This is a genomic window from Meiothermus granaticius NBRC 107808 (assembly GCF_003574355.1).
Lineage (GTDB): Bacteria > Deinococcota > Deinococci > Deinococcales > Thermaceae > Meiothermus > Meiothermus granaticius.
The window spans coordinates 12,951-35,752 of sequence record NZ_QWLB01000022.1 but is presented as its reverse complement, the minus strand read 5'-3'; the positions used below and the strand labels follow the sequence as shown (position 1 = coordinate 35,752).

The window sequence follows — 22,802 nt, the reverse complement described above, 5'->3', positions numbered from 1 at the left end:
GCCACCGCCCGGCTGGGCAGCGGTCAGCCCTCAGACTTCAGTGAGACCGGGTTCCCCTCGAGGGTTCGTTCATACACCTTCAGGTACTTGGGTAGGATCACCTCGGGGCGGAAGGACTGAATGGCCCGCTCGCGCGCGGCCTCGCCCATCTGTCGGCGGCGGTAGGCGTTGTTCAGGATCTCGAGGGTGGCCTCGGTCATCCCGGCGATATCGCCAATGGGCCGCAGGAACCCGCAGAGCCCCTCCACCACCAGCTCCGGCAGCCCGCCGGTGCGGCTGGCCACTACCGGAACCCCGCTGCTCATGGCTTCCAGGGCCACCAGCCCGAACGATTCCTGCTCTGAAGGCAACAGGAACACATCGGCCACCGACATGAACTTTTCGATTTGCGGGGTGGAGTCCAAAAACTGCACCCGCCCAGCCACCTCGAGCTCGTGGGCCAGGTCCAGGCAGCTCTGGCGCTCGGGGCCATCCCCGATCATCAAGAGCCGGGCTGGGCGCTTCTCGAGCACCCCCGCAAACACCCGGATCGCATCCTGTGGACGCTTCACCGCGCGAAAGTTGGAAACATGCAGCAGCAATCCCTCGTCGGGCTGGGCGAAGCGAGCCCGGTATCCCGGATCGCGGTTGGGCTGGAAGCGCTCGGGGTCTACCCAGTTGTAGATCACCTCGATCTCACGATCCACCCCCAGGTTGGCCCGGGTATCCCTGGCCAGGGACTCCGAAACCGCAGTCACCGCGTCGCTGGCCAACACGGCGTGTTTGGTCGTACGGGCAAAGGCCGGATCCTTCCCCATCAGGGTGACGTCGGTGCCGTGCAGGGTGGTCACCACCTTGACCGGATGGCCCATATCCCGGGCCAGGATTGCGCTGGTGGCGTGAGGGATGGCGTAATGGGCATGCACCAGGTCGAGCTGATAACGGTCAATCAGCTCGGCGATAGAGTTGGCGGCGGTGAGGGGGGTCAGGGCTTCCTGGAACAAGGGGTAATCCGCACTCAAGATCTGGTGGAAATGGAGGCTGCCGGTCTTGACGGGTTTGGTGATCAGCCCCAGCCAACGGGCCACGCTGGCCCTGCTGCTGGCCACGATGCGGGCCAGGCTGCTGCCCGCGGGGTCTTGCCCGAGGGAGAAAAGGTTGCTCTGTAGCCCCATCTGGGAGAGCCGCTCCTCGGTGAGGCGAAAGGGTCGCTCGGTTGCAACGATGTGGACAGCGTGTCCCATGCCGGCTAGGGCCAGGGCTAGTTCGGTGGCCACTACCCCCGAGCCGCCTGCACTGGCATGACACAAAATGGCAAGGTTCATGTCGCTCCTTTCTGAGGTGCAGCCTCGAGCACGATAGGCAATTGAGCTGACGATGGGCTGAGGAAGCGGTTCGGCCTCGGTCTCGCTGCTGGGGACTCCTGCGCATCATGCAGGCGGAACGTCAAGAGACGTTCAAAAGGCGAACTGCCGTGGGCTCGAGCAGCCTACTGGGGAAAGGTGAGAAAACGGTTTTAGAAACCCTTCCCAGACTCATGAAACGGTTGGGGACATCTAGGGTTAGCGCCCAACAACCCCAGGGATAGGGGGGCCACGCGGGGCTCTGGGGGTTCCTGTTACACTCACCTCTGGTGACGGCCTACCTGGACTATCTCGCCTACGCGGTGCTGTTCTTGACCTATTTCGGCCTGGGATTGGGGTATATTCCCGGTTACCGCATGAACCGCGCCGCCATTGCCGTGGTGGGGGCGGCTTTGCTGGTGGTGCTGGGGGTGCTCGACCTCAAATCGGCCTGGGCGGCGCTGGACCCCAGCACGCTGGTGTTTTTGTTTGGGGTGATGGTGCTCAGCGCCAACCTGAGCGAGGCGGGGTTTTTTAACCTGGTGCTGATGGGCCTGGTTCGGTTGGCCCGCACCCCGTTGGGGCTTTTGGTCTGGCTGAGCCTGGGCTCCGGGGTGCTCTCGGCCCTGTTCCTCAATGACACGGTGGCGATTTTGCTGACCCCGTTGGTGTTTGCCCTGGTGCGCTCGCTCGAGCTTCCCCCGGTGCCGTATCTGCTGGCCCTGGCCGGGGCCACCAATCTGGGCAGTGTGGCCACCCTGACCGGAAACCCCCAGAACATCTTGGTGGGCAGCTTTTCCAACATCTCCTACCCTGAGTTTGCTGCGGCGCTGGTTCCGGTAGCCTTGGTGGGGTTGCTTTTACAGATCGGGCTTCTATGCCTTTTGTACCCGGAGGTGCGCTCGAGAGCCCCCCTCCAGCGGGTCAACCTGCCGCTCGAGCTGAACCAGGCCTCCCTGATCAAGGGGGGATATGTCACGTTGGGGCTCCTGCTGGCCTTCCTGCTGGGCTACCCCCCCGCCCAGGCCGCGCTGGTGGCGGCGGGGTTGTTGCTCTTTAGCCGCCGCCTGCCTTCAGAGCAGTTTTTTGGGCGGGTGGACTGGGAACTGCTGGTGATGTTCTCGGGCTTGTTCATCGTCACCCATGCGGTGGAGGCCTTAGGGCTTCTGGAGCCGGTCAAGCCCCTGGTGGACCGCCCCTGGAGCCTGCTGTGGGTGACCGCGGGGCTTTCCAACCTCATCTCTAACGTACCGGCGGTGCTCCTGCTGCATAAGCTGGTCGCGGCGGGGGATGTTAAGGGCTGGTTGTTGCTGGCCTCGGCCTCGACCCTGGCCGGTAACCTCACCCTGCTGGGCTCGGTGGCCAACCTGATCGTGGCGGAGGCCGCTCGGCGCGAGGGGCATAAGTTGGGATTCCTCGAGCACCTGCGCTTTGGCCTGCCGATCACCCTCGTGACCTTGCTGCTGGCCTATTTCTGGATTTACCGCTGAGGCCCACGCGTCAGCGGCGGCTAGCTTTTGCGGTCGGTGGGTGGGCGGGTCTCCAGAAAAATCCCGATGCCGTAGGCCAGTGGGCGCCCGGGGCGCACCAGGGTTTGGTTGCGCCAGATGATCCCTGTAGAGGAGCCGCCGTCCAGCACCAATGCCTCTCGCACCCCCAGCTTGGTCATCACCTTGCCCAACTCGGAGAGGGTTACGGGCATCGGAATGCTGACAAAGATGAGGTAGCGCTCATTGACCATCCCCACCGCGCTGCGCCGGGCCCGGCCCCAGATGGACGGATCACGGTAGCCCTCATTCTGAGGGGCGACCACCAAGCGGCCTTTGCGCAGAATATAGGGGCCGTTGGCAATCACGGTTCGGTATCCCTTCCAGGAGACTGGGCCGGGGATGGTCAGCACCCGAGCCCGCCCGTCTGGAGTGATGGCTAAGGCGGTATGGATGCTGCCCTGAACGACCTTTCGACCCTCCACCACCAGATCACCGGCGGGCCAGAAGGTGCGCGGGTGGAAGTAGCCGCCGTTGATGGCGCCCACGAGCTGGGTGCGCCAGGAGAGGTGCTCGAGCGGGGCCCCTTGCCCCAACCCGGCCGGCATCAGGGGTCGGATGCTCACCTGGGGATCGCCCAGATTCACATGAATGGCCACCACCGGCACGCCCAGCACGGGGGTTCGGCTGAGCTTAACCGCGAAGTTGAGGGGCGGGGTCACCCGCAGCCGCTGCCCCGGTTGGAGCCGGGTGGTTTTGAGCTTGTTCCAGCGCATCAGTTGGGCTACGCTCGCCCCATAGCGCCGGCCAATCCGCTCCAGGGAGTCTCCGCGCTCAACCCCTACCACCCCCCCTCCGAGGCCCTTGGCGGCCAGGGCCAAGGAGCCCCCAAAGACCGCCAGCAGCCCGGCGAGAAGGGGAAGGAGGAGCTTGGGTGCGCTCAGCGTATAGGACATCTCTACCTCGCCAGGACCATTCGGGCGAACTCGGGCCTTTCGGCGTGTTTTCTGCTTGCAATCAGCTTACTATCTCGGCACTGGATCCGCCATGAAATTTGACCACGGCTAGGCTCTGGCGGTCTGGATTAAGCTGGAGCAGGGGATTTTGTGAAGAGCCCGAAGCCCATCGCCCTCGAGCCCCGCCTTCGGGCGGTGGCGGAGCAGATTCAGGCAGAGGTTCACGCGGACATCGGCTCGGACCATGCCCTTTTGCCCCAATACCTGTTGCAGACCGGGCGGGTGGGGCGGGTGGTGGCGGTGGAGAAGCACCGGGGGCCCTATGAGCGCTCGAGGCAAGCGCTGGAGGGCTGGCCCGCGGAGGTACGCCTGGGGGACGGATTGGAGCCGGTGCGGGAGGGTGAGGTCCATTCGCTGAGCTTGAGCGGTCTGGGGGCCCGGCAGATGGTGAAGATTCTGACCCGTTACCCCCAGCGCGTACCGGTACGGGTTGTGCTTCAGCCCAACAACAGCCCGGAGGAGCTGCGCGGCTGGGCCCAGGCAGCGGGATTCCACCTGATCCAAGAGGCCATGGTCGAGGGGTTTTGGCCCTACACCATACTGGGCCTCGAGCGCCGGGTGGGGCCCGACCCTGCCTATCAGGGGCTGCCCCAGGCCGCAGCCCTGCGTTACGGCCCGCTCTTGCTGCGGGCGGCTCACCCGCTGCTGCTCCAGGAGCTTCGGGCTCAGCAGGGGCACCTGGAGCGCCTCAGGGGGCGGGGGGCCCGGTTGGGGGAGCGGCTCGAGACCCTCCGGCAGGCGTTGGCCTGCCTATAACCACCGCTTCAGGCTGTCTCGCCGGGGTAGGGAGGGCTGAGCCCCCACCACAGTGGTGGCCATGGCCCCGGCCGCCGCCCCCAGCCGCACCGCTTGGGCCAGGGGTTGTCCTTCCGCCAGGGCCACGGCCAGGGCCCCGATAAAGGCATCCCCCGCACCGGTGCTGTCTACGCTTTCTACGGGGAAGGCCGGCTGGTAGCCGCTGCTGCCCGCCTCGACCCAGACCGCACCCTGGGCCCCCAGGGTGATGATCACCTTGGGGACATGCTGCTGCAGGCTGTGGGCGACTTCCAGAGCAGCCTCGGGGGAATCGGGCTTTTGGTTCGTGAGGGCCTCGGCCTCGGTCTCGTTCACCACCAGCACATCCATCAGGGCCAGCTTTTGGGGCGAGAGCGGGCTGGCTGGAGCGGCGTTGAGGATCACCGTGGCTCCGACCTCGCGGGCCAGCTGGGCCGCGCGGACCACGGTTTTGACGGGGATCTCGAGCTGCAGCACCACCACCTTGGCCCCCTCGAACTCGGCGACCGAGAGATTTTCCGGGTACAACTGGGTGTTGGCCCCAGGGGAGACGATGATGGTGTTCTGCCCCGCATCGCTGACCGCGATGAAGGCCACCCCCGTAGGTCCATGAATCGGCAAGATGGCATGGACGTTAATCCCGGCGTGCCTCAGCCCTTGCCGCAGTTGGGTGCCGAAGGCATCCTGCCCAACCCGGCCGATCATCCGCACCTTGCCCCCCATACGGGCAGCCGCGACCGCCTGATTGGCCCCCTTCCCACCGGGGTGCGTTTCATAGTCCGAACCCAGCAGGGTTTCACCGGGAACCGGATGGCGCGGGACGCGTACGATCAAGTCCATGTTGAGGCTACCGACCACCACGATGCTCATGGCGATAGTCTAAGCCCAAAGGGCTAAGGGCTACCTAGGCTCACCGATAGGTCCCGATGCGCTCGAGCAGTAGGTCATAAAACCCGTTCACATCCACCTCGAGCCCCACTTCGCAGTTGGGGGGCGTGCCGCTGATGTTCCAGTAGTCGCAGATGGTGCGGCCATAGGCCAGCCCTTCGTTGGCCTCGATCTCCACCCAGTACATCCCGGTTTTGAACAGCTCAGGCCGGATCAAGAAGGCCACTGCACAGGCATCGTGGATGGGGGCGCCTTCCCAGCCGTAGCGCTCTTGGTGGTGCTTGCGAAAGAACTCCAGCAGTTGTGCGGTAACCTCTCCGACCGGCGTTCCCAGGGCCCGAAACCGAGCCACGCGGTCGGGGGTGGCGGGGGTTTGGTGGGTGAGGTTGAGGCCACACATCATCAGCGGAACCCCGGCCCCGAACACGATCTTGGCTGCGTGGGGGTCACAGAGGATGTTGAACTCTGCGCTGGGGCTCCAGTTGCCAAAGTCAATCGAGCCCCCCATCAGTACAATTTGGCGGATCAGAGGGGCGATGCGCGGCTCCATCCGCAGGGCCAGGGCAATGTTGGTAAGGGCTCCGGTAGGAACCAGGACGACCTCCCCAGGGTATTTCATCACCTGCTCGATGATGAAATGAACCGCATGCTGGGGCTCGAGCCCCCGGGTGGGCCTGGGCAGGTGCGGCCCTTCAAGACCCGAGCGGCCGTGCACCGATTCGGCGCTGATGCGCTCCCGTACCAAGGGGCGGTCCGCCCCCGCGTAAATCGGCACCCTAGAACCCAGCAGCTCCCGTACCGCCAGGGCGTTTTGGGTGGTGCGCTCCAGGCCTACATTCCCGTAGACCACGGTAAGGCCAAGCACCTCGAGCTCGGGGCTGGCCAGGGCCAGCATGGTGGCGATGGCGTCGTCGTGGCCGGGGTCACAGTCGTGAATGATCTTGATCGGCACGCCTCCCAGCTTAAAGCCCAGCCCTCCAACCCGGAAGCCGGGCCCATCGGCTACGGATTCCCCGAAAGCAGCTCGGAGAGCTTGACAAAGGTGAAGCCTCGAGCCCGCAAGGCCGGGATCAGCTGAGCCAAAGCGGCGGAGGTGGCCGGCAGCTTGGGACCTCCGTGGCAGTGCAGGACGATGATGCTGCCGTTATGTACCCGGCTCAGCACATGACCCACGATCACCGCTGGATCCTTCTGCCCACCGTCTTCACCGGCTGCGTCCCAACCGATGACCTCTAGCCCTAGCCGCTCGACCAGGGCGATATCGGCGGGGCTGGCGCAGCCGCCGGGAAAGCGGAAGTAGCGGTTCTTGACCCCGGCCACGCGCTCGAGCAGGGCTTGGGTCTGCAGCACCTGCTGGGTTTTGGCCTGCTCGAGATCCAGCCGGGTTTTTTCCTCCCCCCACAGCGGGGTGAGGGGTACCGACGGCAGGCCGTAGCAGGGCTGGGCAAAGCCGGGGTGCGAGTAGGAGTGATTGGCTAGCTCGAACAGCGGGTTCTGAGCCAGGGCCTTGGTTTGGGTGGGGTACTCCTCGATCCACATCCCGCTGAGGAAGAAGGTGGCCTTGACCCCTTCGCGCTCCAATATCGCGTAGATTCGGGGATCGTTGTAGGCCTTGACCCGTCCCGAGCGCAGGTTTTCGCGCATCCCTGGGGTCATGTCGGCGTCGAAGGTCAGGGCGATACGCGCTGCGGTGCGTGGGCCGTGGGTGATGACCCCTGCCGCCAGCGCGCTGCCGAGCATCCCCAGGGTCAGAACGATGTGGCGCAACATGGGCCCACTCTGGCGCTCTGCCCTGAAGCCAGGGTGAAGCGTATAATCGCCGCTGATGTCTGCCCGATTGGTGGTCTTCGGTGACGCCCTGATTGACCTTCCCACCACCGGCAACCTCGAGTTTCGCGGGTTTGTCAGCGGCTCGAGCCTGATCGTGGCGACCGCAGCCCAGCGCTTGGGGCTCCCTACGGCCTTGGCCACCCGTCTGGGTGGGGATTTCTTCGCTGAGGCCATCCTTCGGTATCTCCGGGGGAATGGCCTGGACCTGAGCCTGCTCGAGCAGGGTCCAGAGCCCACCACTCTGGCGTTTGTCCTGAACCAGGGCGGCCGGACCCGCTACGCCTTTCGAAACGAGGGTGCGGCGGATACGCGATACGCACCCCCTGCGGATCTGCGGCTGCCCCAGGGGGTGCAGGCCCTACACTTCGGCAGCATTGCCCTGCTCTTTGAGCCTGCGGCCAGCAGCATCCTGGGGGTGGTTCGGGCCCACCGCGATTCCTGCCTGGTTCACTTTGACCCCAACGTGCGCCCCACGCTGATCCCCGACCGCGCGCGCTACCTCGAGCAGTTTGCGGCCTGGCTGGCCCTGGCGCACTGGGTGAAGCTGAGCCGGGAGGACCTCGAGTTCCTTCAGCCCCAGCGCGATGAGGCCGAGGCCGCACGGGAGTGGTTGGGGCGGGGCCCGCGGGCGGTGGTGGTGACCGACGGGGCGGCAGGAGCCCGGCTATACCGACCTGGGCGCGAGGTGTTGTGGGTCAGGGCCCCAGAGGTTGAGGTGGTGGACACCATCGGGGCCGGGGACACCTTTAGCGGGGCGACCTTGGTGGCCTTGCTGGAGCGAGGTCTGAGCAGCCCCAGCGCCCTGGAAACGGCAGAGGACGAGGTGCTGCTCGAGGTGTTGGGGTTTGCGGCCCGGGCTGCCGCCCTCAACTGCACCCGTGCGGTCTGCAACCCGCCTACCCGGGCCGAGCTGGAGGCCGGGGCTGCCTAGGGGGGCTCCTGGCCGAGCCCCGCGCCGGACAATTCCCACTGATCCGCTTCGGGATGTTACCTGAATGTCACCCCGGCTGCTCCACCATGGGGACAAGCGGAGGTGGGCATGTACCTACTGGTGGGTAGCCCCTTAGATGCTTGCATTGCTCAGGTCAGCCACCGGCTGAGGTTACAGGGAGATGCGGTACTGGTAACGCCCGAGCCGCTGGCCGGGGAAGGGCGGGTTTGCTGGGAACTGAGCAGCGAGCGCTCGGCCAGCCGCCTCGAGCTGGGGGGGCAGCGAATCGCCGAGACCGAATGGCGGGGGGTGATGGTGCGGGGGATGGGTGGGCCGAGCCAGCCCGCCGAGTGGGAGCAGCGGGACTACGCCTATATGGGGGCCGAGTCCCAGTCGGCGCTCCTGGCCTGGTTGAAGAGCCTGCCCTGTCCGGTGGTCAACCCCCCCCAGGCCGAGATCTTCTACCGGGAGCGCACCCTGCCCGAGCAGCGGGTTTGGCTGCACCGGGCGGGGTTCTCCACGCCGCCGCTGCTCCTTACCAACCGACTGGCCCAGGCTCGGGCCTTTGCCCGGCGCTGGGAGGGGCGTCTGAGCTATGTGCCGCTCACCTCGGCCACCCGTTACCCCATTGACAGCCCCTCGCAGTGGGCTGAGCTCGAGCGTTTGATGGCCCATTTCCCGGTGCTGCTGATGGAGCCGGAGGCTCCCAGCCTCTACCTGAGCCTGGCCGCCGATGTGGCGGTCTGGAGTGGGGACCCGCCTTCGGGGCGGGCTCGAGGGCGGCTTGAGCGCAGCGCTCAGCGGCTGGCCCGGCTGCTGGGGGTATCCATGCTGCAGCTCGAGCTGCGCATGGACGAAGGCTCAACCCAGGCCGTGGGATTTGGGCTCCATCCGGAGTTTGGCTGGCACCCCCAGGCCCAGCAGGAAGCGCTGGCTGAGGGGATCGTCCGGGCGATGCAGGGGGTGCGGGCATGATCTTGGTTTGCGGTGGGCTAGCGGATGTGGTCACCGAGCTGGTATGCGCCCGGCTCGAGGCCCTCCGGTATCCCTATCGGCTGCTGGACCTGGGCCTTTTCCCCGCAGGCTACTCTCTGGCTTGGCGCTGGTCCGAGGGGAAGCCCAGCGGGGTGCTGTACGGCTCGGACTGGCGGCTGAACCTGGCCGAGCTGAGCGGGGTTTTCGTGCGCTACTTGGGCCCAGATGGCCACGCTCCAGTCTCGGGGCTTTCGGGCCCCCTGGCGGAAGCGGTCATTGCCGAGAGCCAGGCCGGGGTCATGGCTCTGCTGGAGCACCTGCCCTGCTTGGTGGTCAATCGGGCGGCTCCCTCCGTCTCCAACCATTCCAAGCCCTACCAGGCTCTGATGGTGCGCCAGGCTGGACTACAGACCCCACCTACCCTTGTCACCAGCGACCCCGAGGCCGCCCTGGAGTTCTACCGGGCCAACCAGGGCGAGGTGATCTTCAAAAGCTTGAGCGGGGTGCGCTCGGTGGTGCGCAAGCTGACCCCCTCCGACCTGGAGCGGCTGCCTTTGTTGCGGCACGGTGCAGTGCAGTTCCAGCGGTTTCTGCCGGGCGACAATGTACGGGTTCACCTCGTCGGGGACGAGGTGTTCGCTACGCGGGTGCGCTCGGAAGCGGTGGATTATCGCTATGCTCGGCGGCAAGGCCACACCGCTGAGATGGAGCCCACCCACCTGCCGGATTCGGTGGCCGAAGCTTGTCTGCGCCTGGCCCAGGCCACCGGCTTGGTCCTCGCGGGCATAGACCTCAAGCAGACCCCGGATGAGGTGTGGTATTGCTTCGAGATCAACCCCTGCCCCGGATTTGCCTACTACGAGCAGCACACCGGTCAGCCCATCAGTGCCGCACTGGCCGAGCTGCTCAAAAGGGGAATCCAGGCCTAAGGAGAGAACCCATGGCAGAGAAGGAACCCTTTGTACCGCCGGAAGACCGCCCCAATGTGGAGCTGCCCAAGCCCGACCAGCCCCTCACTGAGCTGCGGGTGCGCGACCTCAGCGCTTTGCTGGGCAACGCCCTGACCCTCAAGCCCTGGTTCAAGGAGTGGAAGGATCACAAGCACGAGAAGCTCGAGAAGCCCGAGTTCAAGGAATGGAAAGACCATAAGCACGAGAAGTTTGAGAAACCGGAGCACAAGGAGTGGAAGGATCACAAACCGGAGCAAAAGGAGTTCAAGCTTGAGAAGATCGAGGTGGATGGGGTGATTGGCAAACAGGCTGGCCTCGAGCCCGGCCCAGACCCTACCCAGCGCTGGCAGGAGGTCATCAACCAGGTCATCCAGAGCGTGAGCGAGCTCAAAGCCTCGCTGGATAAGCTGGGTGAGCGCGTAGCCGCTTTGGAAAAGGGCCGCGGTAAGTAGCCCCTTCCTGGTCCTGCCCCTCCACCTCCTGGGGGCAGGCGGTTTTATGATGGGGCATGCTCGATGTGAGGGAAGCGGTTAAGGTTGCTACGGAGTACATCCAGGCCCTTTACACACCACAGCCCCTGCCGGAGTTGCGGCTCGAGGAGGTCGAGAGGTCGGCGGATGAGAAGTTTTGGGAGGTAACCCTCAGCTTTGTGGTGCGCGAGCCCACCGCCTATTTGAGCCTGGGGGAGGCTGCGCGCACTCGGGAGTACAAGCTGCTGCGGGTAGATGCGGAAAGCGGCCAGGTTCAGAGCATGAAAATTCGCCGGGTCTGACCGGGGTTGCTCAGGGTACCCCCTGGCTTTTGAGGGGGCTTGCCAGGGCTCAGCCTCAAGCCAAACTCACGCCACGTAGACCATCAACACGGCCAGATACATCCCGATACTGCCCACCAGCACCAACAGGTGCCAGATTCCGTGAAACCCCACGACCGCGGGCAGGGGGTTGGGCCGTTTGAGGCCATAGATGATCGCACCGATGCTGTAGGCGGCCCCGCCGAGGATTAAAAACGCCAAGGACCAGGGCCCGAGGGTCAGCTTGGGGATTAAGAACACCGAGAGCCAGCCCAGCCCCAGATAGGTCAGGACATACATCCAGCGCGGGGCTTTGAGGGCGAAGACGCGAAACAATACCCCCAGCCCAGCCAACCCCCATACCCCCCCTAGGGTCCATGGCCTCCAGGAGGGCTCGAGCGCCTGGAGCAGCAGCGGGGTATAGGTTCCGGCAATAAACAGAAAGATCGCAGCATGGTCAAGCCGACGCAATGCCGCCAGGGCTTTTTGCGAGACATGGAGGGCATGGTAGAGGGTGCTGCTGGCGTACATCAGGGTCATGGTTAGGCCAAACACCAGCGCCCCGACCAACTTGAGGGGGTTGCCTTCAGCCAGAAGGGCCAGCACTAGGGTTCCCCCCAAACCCAACGCGATCCCGGCGGCATGGGAATAGGTATTGAAGGGTTCTCGCACCCACCCGCGGGCGGCAGGGGGGCTGGGGTCAGTAGAGGGAGGATAGCTCATGGGGTCTCCGGCGGCCTAGGGTCACGCCCGTACGCTTCGATGCTAGCAAACTTGGATGAGGAGCGTTCGTGGTGTGCGTACACAAGTGTGGGGTTGGGTTGAGATTCCCCGGTCTTCAGGTGCTATCATTGCCTGCGGTAGGAGGACTTATGTACCGTGGCCGAGAGGGACAATGGGCTTTTTTCCTGCACCGGATCTCGGGGCTCGCCTTGTTGCTATGGCTATTCATTCACACCCTTAATATTGCCTCGGCAATGTGGGGGCCAGCGGTGTCAAACCGGTTGATGGCCTTTTTTCACGTGCCCATCTTCCAGATAGGCCTGCTGCTGGTCACCGCAGCGGCCATGTACCACAGCTTCAACGGTCTGCGCATCATCCTTATGGACTTCACCGGTTGGGGCGTGCGGTATCAGCGGCAGCTCTGGTATGGCGTGTTGGGCCTGTGTGTGTTGCTGGCAATCCCCGGACTCATTCTGACCGTTCCCCGTATTCTGCACGCGGCTAGCCACGGAGGAGGTCAGTAATGGCCATCCGCGCGCGCCGTTATGCCGACGCCAAGGCCCAAGCCAGCACCAATACCGAGCTGCTTTGGTGGGTGTTCATGCGGGTCTCGGGGGTGGTGATGGTCTTCCTGGTGCTGGGCCACATCCTCATGAACTTCGTCCTGATTGATGTCAACACCATCAATTACCAGTACGTGGCCGGCCGGCTTTCCAACACCACCTGGAAAATCTACGATTGGTTGATCCTGGTGCTGGCCATGCTGCACGGGATGAATGGCCTGCGTTATGTGATGGACGACTGGATCCGGGACCCCTCCCGGCGCTTTGTGACCAAGGCGGTGGTCTATAGCTTGGCGGTACTGGTTACGGTGGTGGGCAGCTTCTCGCTTCTGAATCATGATTTCTCTAAAGACCTGAGCCAGAACACGCCGACCCAGGGGACGATGACCAAGCCATGAGAGACGGGAATCCAGTAATCGTTGCGCTGGAAATGTGGATGAGTGGGGTGCGGTAAATGGCACATGAATACGATGTGATCGTTGTTGGGGCCGGAGGCTCCGGGCTAACCACAGCCCTCTATGCGGCCAAGCAGGGGGTGAGCGTGGCGGTGGTCACCAAGCTCTATCCCACCCGCAGCCATACGGGCGCCGCTCAGGGCGGGATTGGGGCCGCCCTTGGAAACGTGGAAGAAGACCACTGGGAATGGCACATGTTCGACACCATCAAAGGTGGGGATTACCTCTCTGACCAGGATGCGGTTGAGATGTTTTGTAAAGAGGTAATTGAAGCGGTGATCGAGCTCGAGCACATGGGGATGCCGTTTGATCGGCTGCCTTCGGGAAAGATCGCCCAGCGCCGCTTTGGGGGGCATACCAAGGATTTCGGCAAGGCTGCGGTTCACCGGGCGGCTCACGCCGCCGATCGCACCGGGCACATGATCCTGCAAACGCTGTATCAGCAGTGCGTAAAAGAAAACATCACTTTTTTCAATGAGTATCACGTCACCGACGTAATTTTTGAAGATGGGGCGGCAAAGGGGCTGGTGGCTTACGAGCTGGCCTCGGGAGAACTTCACACCTTTAAAGCCAAGGCCATCGTGATCGCCTCCGGCGGCTTTGGGCGCATCTGGAAGGTCACCTCTAATGCCTACACCCTGACCGGGGATATGCAGGCGATCCTCTATCGCAAAGGGATCCCGCTGGAGGATATGGAGTTTTACCAGTTCCATCCCACCGGCCTGTTCCCCTTAGGGGTCTTGCTCACCGAGGGGGCCCGGGGCGAGGGGGCCATCCTGCGCAATGGCTCGGGGGAGCGGTTTATGGAGCGCTACGCCCCTACCATCAAGGATCTGGCCCCGCGGGATATGGTTTCGCGGGCCATGTATATGGAGGTGCGGGAGGGCCGGGGGGTGGGGCCCCGCAAGGACCACGTGCTCCTCGACCTCACCCACCTTCCGCCCGAGACCATCCACACCAAGCTCCCCGACATCTCCGAGTTCGCCCAGATCTATCTAGGAGTGGACCCGACCAAACAGCCGGTGCCGGTGATGCCCACGGCCCACTACGCCATGGGGGGGATTCCCACCACTGTGCACGGCGAGGTGATTCGCGACGAGCAGGGCACGGTGGTGAAGGGCCTGTACGCTGCGGGCGAGGTGGCCTGTGTGAGCCTGCACGGGGCCAACCGGCTGGGAACCAACAGCCTGGGTGATTTGGTGGTGTTTGGGCGACGGGCTGGGGTTGCTGCGGCCAAGTTTGCCAAGGAAACCGAGTTTTACGACTTCAGCGAGGAGGTCTTGGGGCCTACTCGAGAGCGCATCGAGAAGGTTCTGCGGGCCGGGAGCGGGCCATCGGTAGCCGACCTGCGGGCGGAGCTGCAGCAGAGCATGCAGGACCGGGCCTCGGTGTTCCGCACCGAGAGCCTGCTGCAGGAACAGGTTGAGGTGCTCAACGAGCTGTTTGAGAAATACGAGCAGGTGGTGGTGCAAGACCGGGGAACCCGCTACAACACCGAACTGGTGGAGGCCCTCGAGCTGGGGTATCTGCTCGAGGTTTCCCAAGCCACCGTCCACTCCTGCTTGAACCGCCGGGAGAGCCGCGGGGCCCATGCTCGGGAAGACTACCCCGAGCGCGACGATAAAAACTGGCTCAAACACACCCTGATCTATAAGGGGCCCAACCAAACCGTAAGGTTTGCATATAAGCCGGTGGTGCTGGGCAAATTCGAGCCCAAAGCGAGAACCTACTAGCAGGAGGTTTAGCGCCTCTCTCTTGCGTTTTGCGGAGTCTCTCATGCAAGTAACCCTCAAAATCCTGCGCCGCGATCCGGCCAACAGCGCCAAGCCGGGCTGGCAAACCTATAGCGTTGAGGCCGAGCCGATGGATCGGGTGCTCGACCTGCTGCATAAGGTGAAGTGGTACCAAGACTCTTCCCTGGCGTTTCGCCGCAGCTGCGGCCACGGGGTGTGTGGTTCAGATGCGATGGTCATCAACGGGATCAACCGCCTGGCCTGCAAGACCCTGGTCAAAGACTTGGGCACGGTGATCCAGGTTGAACCGCTGCGGGGCTTCCCGGTGGAGAAAGACCTCGTCGTCAACCTGGACGGTTTCTTTTCCGCCTATCGGGCAGTACACCCGTATCTCATCAACGAGGAATCCCCGCCCGAGCGTGAACGTTTGCAAAGCCCGGAGGATCGGGCCCGCTTCGATAGCTCGACCAAATGCATCCTTTGCGCAGCCTGCACCACCAGCTGCCCGGTGTTTTGGGTGAACGGCAGCTATATTGGGCCCGCGGCCATCGTTCAGGCCCACCGCTTTATCTACGACAGCCGGGATCACGGCCTGCGCGAGCGGATGGCTGCCCTCAACGCCTCGACCGGGGTTTGGCGCTGCCGCACGGCCTATAACTGCACGGAGGCCTGCCCCCGCGGAATCCCGGTGACCCAGACCATCGAAGAGGTGAAGCGGGCCCTGCTTTACGATCGCTTCTAACCCCCTGCCGATACGCTCATGGGACAAGACCGGGCTGGCATACCCCATAGGGGGTAGTCAATTGAACCGCTGAAGCGGAGGGGCTTCGGTACACTGGTCTTCAGGGTGTGCCATGATTGCTGCGGCGTGCCGTTCAACTGCCCCCGAGGAACAGTCCCCGCTCTACCGCTTCAAGCGCATGGTGCTGTGGGTTAGCCTGCCCCTGGGGATTGTCGCTGCGCTGGTGGGCTGGGTGGCCAACGGGTTTGGGCAAAGCGGCGGACTCTACGATCGGCTCTCGCTTCCGGTGTTTGCCCTTAGCTTGGCGGTATATGTGCTGCTGTTGTCGTGTGGTGGGCAAAATGGGCTGCGGCGGGCTGAGGTGGGGGTTTTCTGGAGCACCGCGCTGTTGATGCTCCTCAACTTGTACTTCAATTTTCTGGTGGTGGCGAAGGAGGGCGTTTGGCTGACCGCGGTCTGGATGGGGCTGGTGTTTTTGCTGGCCCACTACGTGTACGAGCCGGGGGTGGCCTTGCGGGTATCGGCGGGGCTGTTTGTGGCCTTGCTGATCGCGGGCGGGGCCGCTTTGTGGCCGCAGGTTGTGACCGGGGCCTGGTCTGATCCCAACGTGGTGGTGCAAATCTACGGCTCCCAGTTGATCTATCTGCTGCTGACACGGCTTTTGGTGGCCTACCGCGAGCAGGCCGACCGCCTGCGCCTGCAGGCTGAGGCCCTGCACCACCTGGCCTACACGGATTCGCTCACCGGTCTGGCCAACCGCCGTTCTGTGAGGGAGGCGCTGGCTGCGGAGCTGGCTCGAGGCTCGAGCCAGGGCCCGCTTGCTTTGATCCTGTTGGACCTGGATCGCTTCAAGCAGATCAACGATCGCTATGGCCATGAGGTGGGGGATCGGGTGCTGGTGCATGTGGCTGGATTGCTGCAAACCCATTCGCGCCGAGGGGATCTGGTGGGGCGCTGGGGTGGGGAGGAGTTTGTGCTGCTGCTGCCGGGGGGCTCCTTGGCGGAAGCCCAGGGGTTGGCGGAGCGGCTCCAAGCAGTGCTCAGCCAGAACCCCCTCGAGGGGCGCTACCCCCTCTCGGCCAGCTTTGGTGTGGCCATCGCGCACGCCCATGACACTCCGGACTCGCTCATCTCCAGGGCCGACAACGCCATGTATGCCTCCAAGGAGGCCGGGGGAAACCGGGTAGAGGTGGCCATCGCCGGGTAGCCTTCCCGGCAGCCAGTGGGGGTGCGCTGCCCAAACGGCTCCGATATTAAGGGTGGAGTGCGCTTTAGAAGCGCTTCCATTTGTCCACTCGAGTGCGATAAGCTACCCTCATGCACATTCCAAGGTCGTTTGGGGTGCTGTTGCATCCCAGCAGTTTTCCTGGACGCTGGGGGATTGGGGCCCTGGGGGCGGAGGCCCGGCGCTTTCTAGACTGGCTGGCCTCGAGCGGAGCGCGCTGGTGGCAGGTGTTGCCCCTGGGCCCTACCAGCTACGGAGACTCCCCCTACCAGTCGTTCTCGGCGTTTGCGGGAAACCCCTACCTGATTGATCCCGACCTCCTGATCGAGCGTGGCTGGCTGGAGCCGGAGGCGCCCCCGGCGTTCCCCGAGGAGAAGGTGGACTACGGCTGGATCTACGCCGAGCGTTGGCCCCTGCTGCGGCGGGCGTTTGCAGGCTTCGAGACCAAGGCCGCACCCGAGGAGAGGGCCGCGCTGGAAGCCTTTATGCAGGGGGAGCGGTTCTGGCTCGAGGATTTTGCCTTGTTCATGGCGCTCAAAAACAAATTCGGGGGGCAGCCCTGGAACGGCTGGGCCCCAGAGCTACGAGCCCGTGACCCCGAGGCTTTGCGCCAGGCCCGGCTCGAGCTGGCCGCTGAGGTCCGCTTTCATGAGTGGCTGCAGTGGCTTTTTTACCAGGAGTGGGGCCAGACCAAAGCCTATGCCGCCTCCAAAGGGATCCACATCATCGGGGATATGCCGATCTTTGTAGCCTTTGATTCCGCCGATGTGTGGGCCAACCCGCAGTACTTCTACCTCGACCCGGAGGGCAACCCCACTGTGGTAGCCGGGGTTCCGCCGGATTATTTTTCCGAGACCGGTCAGCTCTGGGGCAACCCCCTGTACCGCTGGGATGTAATGGAGCAGGAGGGTTTTGCCTGGTGGATCGCCCGTATCCGCCAATCGCTCAAGCAGTGCGACTTGGTGCGCATTGACCATTTCCGTGGCTTTGAAGCCTACTGGGAGGTTCCCTTTGGCCGGCCCAACGCGGTACAGGGGCGCTGGGTTAAGGCTCCGGGGCAGAAACTTTTCGAGGCGGTGCGGGCGGCCTTGGGGGATGCGCCAATCATCGCCGAAGACCTGGGGGTGATCACCCCCGAGGTTGAGGCCCTGCGGGACGGTTTCGGCTTCCCCGGCATGAAAATACTGCAGTTCGCCTTCTCCGACGAGACCAACCCCTTCCTACCCCACCACTACCCCAAATCCGGCAACGTCATCGTGTACAGCGGAACCCATGACAACGACACCACCTTGGGTTGGTACCGCACCGCGCCAGAGGAGGAAATCCAGTTCATGCGGGCTTATCTGGCCAAGCGGGGCATTCGCCTGCTCTCGGAGTATGAAGCCGCGGGGGCCCTGATCGAGCTGGCCTTGCAGAGCCCGGCCAAGCTGGCCGTTGCGCCGCTGCAAGACCTGCTGGGCCTGGGGACAGAGGCCAGGATGAACTACCCTGGCCGGCTGGGGGAGAATTGGACCTGGCGCTACCCTGCGACAGCCCTAAACCCCGGCCTGGCTGGGAGCTTGAAGGCTTTGGCCAAAGCCCATCAGCGCGTATAAGCCATCCTGGGGTGGGTTGGCCAGACCCCGGGGGATCCAAGAAACCCCCGAACCCCTCCTCCTGGAAGGGTTCAGGGGGAAAGGCCTAATCTATGCCGACTTGGCTTTGGGGACCCGCTTGCGCTGGGCTTCGCGGGTTTTGTACCAGACCACCAGGGCCGAGACCACATAGATCGAGGAGTAGGTGCCCACGATAAAGCCCACCAGAATCGCCAGGGAGAAGTCTCGCAGCACCGGCCCACCCAAAAACAGCAGGGCGAAGATCGGGAGCATGGTGGTGAGGGCGGTCATAATGGTGCGGGACAGGGTTTGGTTGATGGAGACGTCCACGATCTCGTAGTAGCTGTGCCCGCGCATGGTCTTGAGGTTTTCGCGGATTCGGTCGGAGATGATCACCGAGTCGTTGAGGGAGAAACCGATGATGGTGAGGAGGGCGGCCACCGTGGGTACGGTGAACTCCAGCCCCAGGAGGCTGTATACCCCGGCCACAATGGCGATATCGTGCCCCACCGCGATCACGCTGGCTGCACCAAATGTCCAGTCAAAGCGGAAGGCCACGTAGATCAGGATCAGGGCTAACCCAACCAGCACCGCGAAGATGGTATTTCGGCGCAACTCACTGCCGATGGCTGGGCCGACCGTTTCAGACTGGAGCACGGTGGCTTTGAGCTGGCTGTTGAACTTTTGCTCCAAGGCAATGCGATTGGCGTCGCTGAGCTGGCGGGTGCGTACCGAGAACTCCTTGCCGGTAGCGCTGGAAAGCGAGGTGATGATTGCATCCGCCCCCCGGGCCCCCTCGAGGCTCGAGCTGTCTAGGAAACTGCGAATTTGCTCGGCCCCCACGTTTTCAGGAACCCGCACCGTGAACGAGGTCCCTCCGGTGAAATCAATGCCGAAGTTGAAACCTTTGGTGAGGGCAATGGTAGCCCCGATCAGGGCCAGCACGATGCTGATGATGGTCACATAGCGGGCGGGACGCAAGAAGTCAATTTTGGTGCCCCAGAGCCAGTAGGGGGGCCGCACCTCACGCCGGTCCGCCAGGAACTCCAAGGCCCAGCGGCTGAAGACCAGGTTGGAAAACACCGAGACCACCACTCCCAGCGCGAGCATCACTGCGAAACCGCGTACCGGGCCGGTGGAATACTGATAGAGCGCCGCCGCCGCCAGCAGGTGGCAGGTATTCACGTCCAGGATGGTGATGACCGAGTGGGAGAACCCTCCGGGTATGGCCTGGCGGAAGCGCTTGCCGTTCTTGAGCTCCTCCTTGATGCGCTCAAAAGAGAGCACGTTGCCATCTACAGCTGCCCCCAGGGTTAGGATCAGGCCCGCGATGCCCGGTAGGGTCAGGGTAGCGCCCAACAGCGAGATCGAGGCCATCAGCAAGATGGCGGTATAGATTAGCCCTAAGGCCGCTACCAGCCCCATCCAGAAGCCGTAATAGAAGAAAATGAGGGCGAAGACCAGCACGGCCCCTACGATCCCCGCTATGATCCCCGAGCGGATCGCATCCTGCCCCAAAGTGGGGCCAATGGCCCGCAGCTCGCCGATGCTGAGCTTGACCGGGAGCGAACCACTGCGCAGCACTAGGGCAATATCGGAGGCCTCTTGGATGCCCGAAAGGCCTTCGATCACCGCCTGTCCACCGCCGATGGCCTGCTTGATTTGTGGGGCGGTATAGACCTTGCCATCCAGCACGATGGCGAGCTGGCGGCCCACATTGGCCCGGGTCACCTCCTCAAACTTCTTGGCCCCGGCGCTGGTGAAGGTCATGGAGACCTGGGGGCGCCCGAACTGGTCAAAGACCGCACTGGCGGTTTGTAGGTCAGTGCCGGTCAGGAGTGGAGGGCCTAAATCGCTGGGCTTGATCAGGCCCTTCTCCAGCTCTGCCCGTTGCTTGTTCAGGGCCTCGCCGGTCAGTCCGGAGTCGCGCAACTGATTGTTGATCTGGGCTACCGTAGTGCCCTGGGCTCCGGGGTTGAGAATGCGAAACTCCAAGACCGCGGTCTGCCCGATGAGGTTGAGGGCGCGGTCTTGCTGATCTTGTTTAAGCCCAGGCAACTCCACCACGATGCGGTCGTTGCCTTGAATCTGCACCAGCGGCTCCGCCACCCCGATCGCATTGATACGGTTCTCGATGACGGTGCGGGCTTTATCCAGGTCGTCTTTGGCTTTGGTGCGGTCGGGGTTGGGGTTGTCTACTTTCAGAACAACCCGCAGGCCCCCTTGTAGGTCGAGGCCGAGCTTGATCTTGGGCTCGGTCGGAGCCCAGGGTTTCCAGATTGCCACCAGCGAGCCTAGCAGGAGCGCCAGCAGCAGGATTCCGGTCCACAGACGGGATTGGGTCATGGATACCTCTCGTTGAAGGTCAGAAGCTTAGGGTTGGAGGTTTGGGGGCTCGAGCCCAGCCCTAACCCCCGTCGGTTTGCAGGCGAGCGTAGACGAGGTACAGCCGTTGGCGCGGGTACGGGGCAGTGTAGGGCGCCGGGGCGTCCCAGCGCGGGAGCCCTCGAGCCCGCACCTGTGGGTTGAAGGCCAGCGCCGGCAGGCCCTCCCCACCGCTGACCAGCTTGCTCTTGGCCTCGACGATTTGTCCAGGCAGGGGCACCGCCGACCACCCAGCGCCGTGACCCAGGCTCTTGGCCGAAGGCGACCAGAACAACCCCGGCCCCAAGGACCAGAGTCCCAGGGCAAGGAGTCCAAGCCAGCGGCTAAGCATCGGCCCTCGTCCAGAGGCTAATCGGTAGCCACCTCGACCTGTTGGGTGGCCTCGAGCACATCCCCCTCCTGGAACTCGGCAAAGCCATCCAGCAGGATGCCGCACTCCACACCCTGAGCCACCTCCCGCACGTCGTCTTTGACCCGCTTGAGCCCGGCGATCCCGCCCCGCCAGATTTCCTTGCCTTTGCGCATCACCCGGATCTCGGCATTGCGGGCAATCTTTCCGCTGGTCACCATGCACCCCGCGATGGTGCCCCGGGAGAGCTTGAACACCGCCCGTACCTCGGCACTGCCCAGGATTTCCTCCCTGAACACCGGCTCCTTCTGCCCTTTGACCATCTTGCGAATCTCATCGATCAGCTCGTAGATGATGCGGAAGCTCTGGAGCGGAACCCCTTTCTGCTCGGCCAGCTTCTTGACCGAGCCCGAGGGGTTGACGCTGAAGGCCAGAATGGCCCCATTGGCGGTGGAGGCCAGCAACACATCGGACTCCGAGGGAGCCCCTACGGCGGCCAGCAACAGGTTGATCTTCACCTCGTCGGTGGATTCGCGCTCCAGGATGTTCTGGATGGCCTCCAAGGAGCCTTGGGTATCGGTGCGCAGCACCAGGTTGATCTCCTTGCGCTCGGCCTCCTGCATCCCCCGCATCAGATCGGCCAGGTTGCGGGCCCGGCCTCCATCGTTGGGGCGGGTTTCCAGGCTTTTGCGCTCGGCGATGCGCTCCTCGGTGATCTCCTTGGCTGCGATCTGGTCGGGAACCCAGTTAAAGGTGTCCCCGGCCACCGGCAGCTCAGAGAACCCCAGTACCTGCACCGCGCTTCCCGGCCCGGCCTCGCTGCGGCGGGTGCCCTCGGAGTCCGACATGGCCTTGAGCTTGCCCCAGTGTTCCCCGGCCACCACGTAGTCGCCCACGTGCAGGGTACCCTGCTGAACCAGCAGGCTGGCCAGCACCCCGGCCTGTTTATCCACCCGCGCCTCGAGGATCACCCCCTGGGCCTCGGCCTTGGGGTCGGCCCGGAGGTCCTCGAGCTCCGCGGTGAGCAGAATGGTCTCCAGAAGGCTATCTATCCCTTGCCCCGTCCGGGCTGAGATGGGGATGACCTCGTAGTCTCCGCCATAGGCCACCGGAACGATGCCCAGCTGCATCAGATCGGTATAGACCTTGTTGATATCGGCGTTGGGCAGGTCTATTTTGTTGGCCGCAAAGATGATCTTGGCCCCAGCGGCCTGGGCGTGAGCGATGGCCTCTTTGGTCTGGGGCATCACCCCTTCGCTGGCCGCGATCACGATCACCGCGATGTCGGCGACCTTGGCTCCGCGTGCGCGAATGGTGGTGAAGGCCTCGTGCCCTGGGGTATCGATGAACACCACCGTACCGCCGGGGGTTTTGACCTCAAAAGCCCCCACGTGCTGGGTGATTCCGCCGGCCTCCTTCTCCGCGATGCGGCTTTTGCGCAGGTAGTCCAGCAGGCTGGTCTTGCCGTGGTCTACATGGCCCATGATCACCACCACCGGGGGGCGGTGGGGGATGGCTTTTCGGGCCTCTTCGGCCCGCCTTGCGGCTTCGGCTACCCGTTGCTCGCCGATGAGTTCCTTGACTGTCTCGGCGGTGGAGTCCTCGAGGGTTGAGGCGTGCGACTTGTAGGCCACCCCCATCTCGTCGAGGAGTTTGAGCAGCTCGTCGTTGTGCATACCCAGCTCTTTGGCGAGCTGGTAGATTCGGATTTTCGCCATGGCTACCTCCTGAATGGCTCCATGCTGGGCTTAGGTATGGGAGGACTTGGATGATTGCGACTGGCCCGGCTGAGGGAGATGAGCTAAAAGAACCTGTAGGGCCTGGGCTAGCTCAGGCGCCTTGGCCCCGGCAAAGCGGCGCAATTTTTTCTCGTTCCAGCATTCGGGTTTATCCGGGCAGACATAGGCCCCACGACCGGGTTTACGGCCTGTGGGGTCAATTTGAGGCCCGTCCTGACCCAACACGATCCGCAACAGCTCGGCCTTGGGCCTGCGTGCCCGGCAAGCCACACATTGGCGGATGGGGATGTGCTTAGCGGTTGGCATAGGGGCTCCGGTTGCAGGGTGCAG

The 22,802-nt window shown here is 63.8% G+C and carries 23 protein-coding genes; 13 read left to right on the top strand and 10 right to left on the bottom strand.

Features of this window, described 5'->3' with window-relative positions; genetic code table 11:
* Positions 1-23: 23 nt before the first annotated feature.
* Entirely contained in the window at positions 24-1,304 is a 1,281-nt protein-coding gene (gene bshA, locus Mgrana_RS09165; RefSeq protein ID WP_119357307.1) for an N-acetyl-alpha-D-glucosaminyl L-malate synthase BshA, read from the bottom strand.
* A 320-nt stretch (positions 1,305-1,624) separates the two neighbouring features.
* Here bshA and Mgrana_RS09160 point away from each other — a divergent pair, with 320 nt between their 5' ends.
* Positions 1,625-2,812 carry an anion transporter gene (locus Mgrana_RS09160; RefSeq protein WP_119357332.1) on the top strand — a complete coding sequence of 396 codons (1,188 nt, stop codon included), beginning with the start codon at positions 1,625-1,627 and terminating at the stop codon, positions 2,810-2,812.
* Between the two features lie 20 nt (positions 2,813-2,832).
* Here the strand turns inward: Mgrana_RS09160 and Mgrana_RS09155 are convergent, their stop codons facing one another.
* Positions 2,833-3,765, bottom strand: a complete 933-nt coding sequence (locus tag Mgrana_RS09155; protein WP_119357306.1) for a phosphodiester glycosidase family protein — start codon at positions 3,763-3,765, stop codon at positions 2,833-2,835.
* 150 nt (positions 3,766-3,915) lie between these two features.
* Between Mgrana_RS09155 and Mgrana_RS09150 the strand changes: the two genes are divergently transcribed.
* Entirely contained in the window at positions 3,916-4,581 is a 666-nt protein-coding gene (locus tag Mgrana_RS09150) for a tRNA (adenine(22)-N(1))-methyltransferase (RefSeq protein WP_240631300.1), read from the top strand.
* Here Mgrana_RS09150 and rbsK read toward each other — a convergent pair.
* From rbsK to Mgrana_RS09135, 3 genes are read right to left on the bottom strand one after another with little or no spacing between them, the layout of a single operon-like run.
* Positions 4,576-5,469, bottom strand: coding sequence for a ribokinase (gene rbsK, locus Mgrana_RS09145; protein WP_119357305.1), 894 nt, complete (start codon positions 5,467-5,469; stop codon positions 4,576-4,578). The two genes, Mgrana_RS09150 and rbsK, sit on opposite strands and share 6 nt — an antisense overlap.
* 40 nt (positions 5,470-5,509) lie before the next feature.
* Positions 5,510-6,439, bottom strand: a complete 930-nt coding sequence (locus Mgrana_RS09140; RefSeq protein ID WP_119357304.1) for a nucleoside hydrolase — start codon at positions 6,437-6,439, stop codon at positions 5,510-5,512.
* A gap of 50 nt (positions 6,440-6,489) precedes the next feature.
* Positions 6,490-7,257 carry a polysaccharide deacetylase family protein gene (locus Mgrana_RS09135; protein ID WP_119357303.1) on the bottom strand — a complete coding sequence of 256 codons (768 nt, stop codon included), beginning with the start codon at positions 7,255-7,257 and terminating at the stop codon, positions 6,490-6,492.
* A gap of 55 nt (positions 7,258-7,312) precedes the next feature.
* On the opposite strand from Mgrana_RS09135, the gene Mgrana_RS09130 reads away from it, so the two are divergent.
* The 5 genes from Mgrana_RS09130 (at position 7,313) to Mgrana_RS09110 (ending at position 10,945) form a co-directional block, all read left to right on the top strand.
* Positions 7,313-8,248 (top strand): carbohydrate kinase family protein, encoded by a 936-nt coding sequence (locus tag Mgrana_RS09130; protein ID WP_119357302.1) that lies wholly within the window; start codon positions 7,313-7,315, stop codon positions 8,246-8,248.
* 108 nt (positions 8,249-8,356) lie between these two features.
* Positions 8,357-9,223 (top strand): ATP-grasp domain-containing protein, encoded by an 867-nt coding sequence (locus tag Mgrana_RS09125; protein ID WP_119357301.1) that lies wholly within the window; start codon positions 8,357-8,359, stop codon positions 9,221-9,223.
* Entirely contained in the window at positions 9,220-10,152 is a 933-nt protein-coding gene (locus Mgrana_RS09120; RefSeq protein WP_119357300.1) for an ATP-grasp domain-containing protein, read from the top strand. Before Mgrana_RS09125 ends, Mgrana_RS09120 begins: the two co-directional genes overlap by 4 nt.
* Before the next feature lie 11 nt (positions 10,153-10,163).
* Positions 10,164-10,625, top strand: coding sequence for a hypothetical protein (locus tag Mgrana_RS09115; RefSeq protein WP_119357299.1), 462 nt, complete (start codon positions 10,164-10,166; stop codon positions 10,623-10,625).
* Positions 10,626-10,681: 56 nt separating this feature from the next.
* Complete coding sequence (locus Mgrana_RS09110) at positions 10,682-10,945, top strand: hypothetical protein (protein WP_119357298.1); 264 nt, start codon at positions 10,682-10,684, stop codon at positions 10,943-10,945.
* A 66-nt stretch (positions 10,946-11,011) separates the two neighbouring features.
* Here the strand turns inward: Mgrana_RS09110 and trhA are convergent, their stop codons facing one another.
* A complete protein-coding gene (gene trhA / locus Mgrana_RS09105) occupies positions 11,012-11,686 on the bottom strand; it encodes a PAQR family membrane homeostasis protein TrhA (protein WP_119357297.1) in 675 nt (224 codons plus the stop codon).
* A 149-nt stretch (positions 11,687-11,835) separates the two neighbouring features.
* On the opposite strand from trhA, the gene sdhC reads away from it, so the two are divergent.
* The 6 genes from sdhC to malQ all read left to right on the top strand — a co-directional run bounded on the left by sdhC (position 11,836) and on the right by malQ (position 17,999).
* On the top strand, positions 11,836-12,210 hold the full coding sequence (sdhC, locus tag Mgrana_RS09100) for a succinate dehydrogenase, cytochrome b556 subunit (RefSeq protein ID WP_119357296.1): 375 nt from the start codon (positions 11,836-11,838) through the stop codon (positions 12,208-12,210).
* Entirely contained in the window at positions 12,210-12,647 is a 438-nt protein-coding gene (locus Mgrana_RS09095; RefSeq protein WP_119357295.1) for a succinate dehydrogenase hydrophobic membrane anchor subunit, read from the top strand. Before sdhC ends, Mgrana_RS09095 begins: the two co-directional genes overlap by 1 nt.
* A 56-nt stretch (positions 12,648-12,703) precedes the next feature.
* Positions 12,704-14,437, top strand: a complete 1,734-nt coding sequence (gene sdhA, locus Mgrana_RS09090) for a succinate dehydrogenase flavoprotein subunit (protein ID WP_119357294.1) — start codon at positions 12,704-12,706, stop codon at positions 14,435-14,437.
* A gap of 43 nt (positions 14,438-14,480) precedes the next feature.
* On the top strand, positions 14,481-15,179 hold the full coding sequence (locus tag Mgrana_RS09085) for a succinate dehydrogenase iron-sulfur subunit (RefSeq protein WP_119357293.1): 699 nt from the start codon (positions 14,481-14,483) through the stop codon (positions 15,177-15,179).
* 112 nt (positions 15,180-15,291) lie between these two features.
* Entirely contained in the window at positions 15,292-16,386 is a 1,095-nt protein-coding gene (locus tag Mgrana_RS17260; protein ID WP_147021123.1) for a GGDEF domain-containing protein, read from the top strand.
* Positions 16,387-16,496: 110 nt separating this feature from the next.
* Positions 16,497-17,999, top strand: a complete 1,503-nt coding sequence (malQ, locus tag Mgrana_RS09075) for a 4-alpha-glucanotransferase (protein ID WP_119357291.1) — start codon at positions 16,497-16,499, stop codon at positions 17,997-17,999.
* A 90-nt stretch (positions 18,000-18,089) separates the two neighbouring features.
* Here the strand turns inward: malQ and secD are convergent, their stop codons facing one another.
* The 4 genes from secD to Mgrana_RS09055 all read right to left on the bottom strand — a co-directional run bounded on the left by secD (position 18,090) and on the right by Mgrana_RS09055 (position 22,778).
* Positions 18,090-20,345 (bottom strand): protein translocase subunit SecD, encoded by a 2,256-nt coding sequence (gene secD, locus Mgrana_RS09070; protein ID WP_119357290.1) that lies wholly within the window; start codon positions 20,343-20,345, stop codon positions 18,090-18,092.
* A 61-nt stretch (positions 20,346-20,406) separates the two neighbouring features.
* The gene (locus tag Mgrana_RS09065) at positions 20,407-20,715 is read right to left on the bottom strand and encodes a hypothetical protein (protein WP_119357289.1); all 309 of its coding nucleotides are present in this window, start codon (positions 20,713-20,715) and stop codon (positions 20,407-20,409) included.
* Between the two features lie 17 nt (positions 20,716-20,732).
* Entirely contained in the window at positions 20,733-22,451 is a 1,719-nt protein-coding gene (gene infB, locus Mgrana_RS09060) for a translation initiation factor IF-2 (protein WP_119357288.1), read from the bottom strand.
* 30 nt (positions 22,452-22,481) lie between these two features.
* On the bottom strand, positions 22,482-22,778 hold the full coding sequence (locus Mgrana_RS09055) for a YlxR family protein (RefSeq protein WP_119357287.1): 297 nt from the start codon (positions 22,776-22,778) through the stop codon (positions 22,482-22,484).
* Between the last annotated feature and the right edge of the window lie 24 nt (positions 22,779-22,802).

Excerpts from the sequence above, each read along its gene's own strand:
- Mgrana_RS09065 (WP_119357289.1), bottom strand. The coding sequence starts at position 20,715 with ATGCTTAGCCGCTGGCTTGGACTCCTTGCCCTGGGACTCTGGTCCTTG.
- bshA (WP_119357307.1), bottom strand. The coding sequence starts at position 1,304 with ATGAACCTTGCCATTTTGTGTCATGCCAGTGCAGGCGGCTCGGGGGTA.
- Mgrana_RS09085 (WP_119357293.1), top strand. The coding sequence starts at position 14,481 with ATGCAAGTAACCCTCAAAATCCTGCGCCGCGATCCGGCCAACAGCGCC.
- Mgrana_RS09130 (WP_119357302.1), top strand. The coding sequence starts at position 7,313 with ATGTCTGCCCGATTGGTGGTCTTCGGTGACGCCCTGATTGACCTTCCC.
- Mgrana_RS09120 (WP_119357300.1), top strand. The coding sequence starts at position 9,220 with ATGATCTTGGTTTGCGGTGGGCTAGCGGATGTGGTCACCGAGCTGGTA.
- Mgrana_RS09125 (WP_119357301.1), top strand. The coding sequence starts at position 8,357 with ATGTACCTACTGGTGGGTAGCCCCTTAGATGCTTGCATTGCTCAGGTC.
- Mgrana_RS09135 (WP_119357303.1), bottom strand. The coding sequence starts at position 7,257 with ATGTTGCGCCACATCGTTCTGACCCTGGGGATGCTCGGCAGCGCGCTG.
- Mgrana_RS09095 (WP_119357295.1), top strand. The coding sequence starts at position 12,210 with ATGGCCATCCGCGCGCGCCGTTATGCCGACGCCAAGGCCCAAGCCAGC.
- Mgrana_RS17260 (WP_147021123.1), top strand. The coding sequence starts at position 15,292 with ATGATTGCTGCGGCGTGCCGTTCAACTGCCCCCGAGGAACAGTCCCCG.
- malQ (WP_119357291.1), top strand. The coding sequence starts at position 16,497 with ATGCACATTCCAAGGTCGTTTGGGGTGCTGTTGCATCCCAGCAGTTTT.
- rbsK (WP_119357305.1), bottom strand. The coding sequence starts at position 5,469 with ATGAGCATCGTGGTGGTCGGTAGCCTCAACATGGACTTGATCGTACGC.
- Mgrana_RS09110 (WP_119357298.1), top strand. The coding sequence starts at position 10,682 with ATGCTCGATGTGAGGGAAGCGGTTAAGGTTGCTACGGAGTACATCCAG.
- sdhA (WP_119357294.1), top strand. The coding sequence starts at position 12,704 with ATGGCACATGAATACGATGTGATCGTTGTTGGGGCCGGAGGCTCCGGG.
- Mgrana_RS09115 (WP_119357299.1), top strand. The coding sequence starts at position 10,164 with ATGGCAGAGAAGGAACCCTTTGTACCGCCGGAAGACCGCCCCAATGTG.
- Mgrana_RS09155 (WP_119357306.1), bottom strand. The coding sequence starts at position 3,765 with ATGTCCTATACGCTGAGCGCACCCAAGCTCCTCCTTCCCCTTCTCGCC.
- trhA (WP_119357297.1), bottom strand. The coding sequence starts at position 11,686 with ATGAGCTATCCTCCCTCTACTGACCCCAGCCCCCCTGCCGCCCGCGGG.
- sdhC (WP_119357296.1), top strand. The coding sequence starts at position 11,836 with ATGTACCGTGGCCGAGAGGGACAATGGGCTTTTTTCCTGCACCGGATC.
- secD (WP_119357290.1), bottom strand. The coding sequence starts at position 20,345 with ATGACCCAATCCCGTCTGTGGACCGGAATCCTGCTGCTGGCGCTCCTG.
- infB (WP_119357288.1), bottom strand. The coding sequence starts at position 22,451 with ATGGCGAAAATCCGAATCTACCAGCTCGCCAAAGAGCTGGGTATGCAC.
- Mgrana_RS09055 (WP_119357287.1), bottom strand. The coding sequence starts at position 22,778 with ATGCCAACCGCTAAGCACATCCCCATCCGCCAATGTGTGGCTTGCCGG.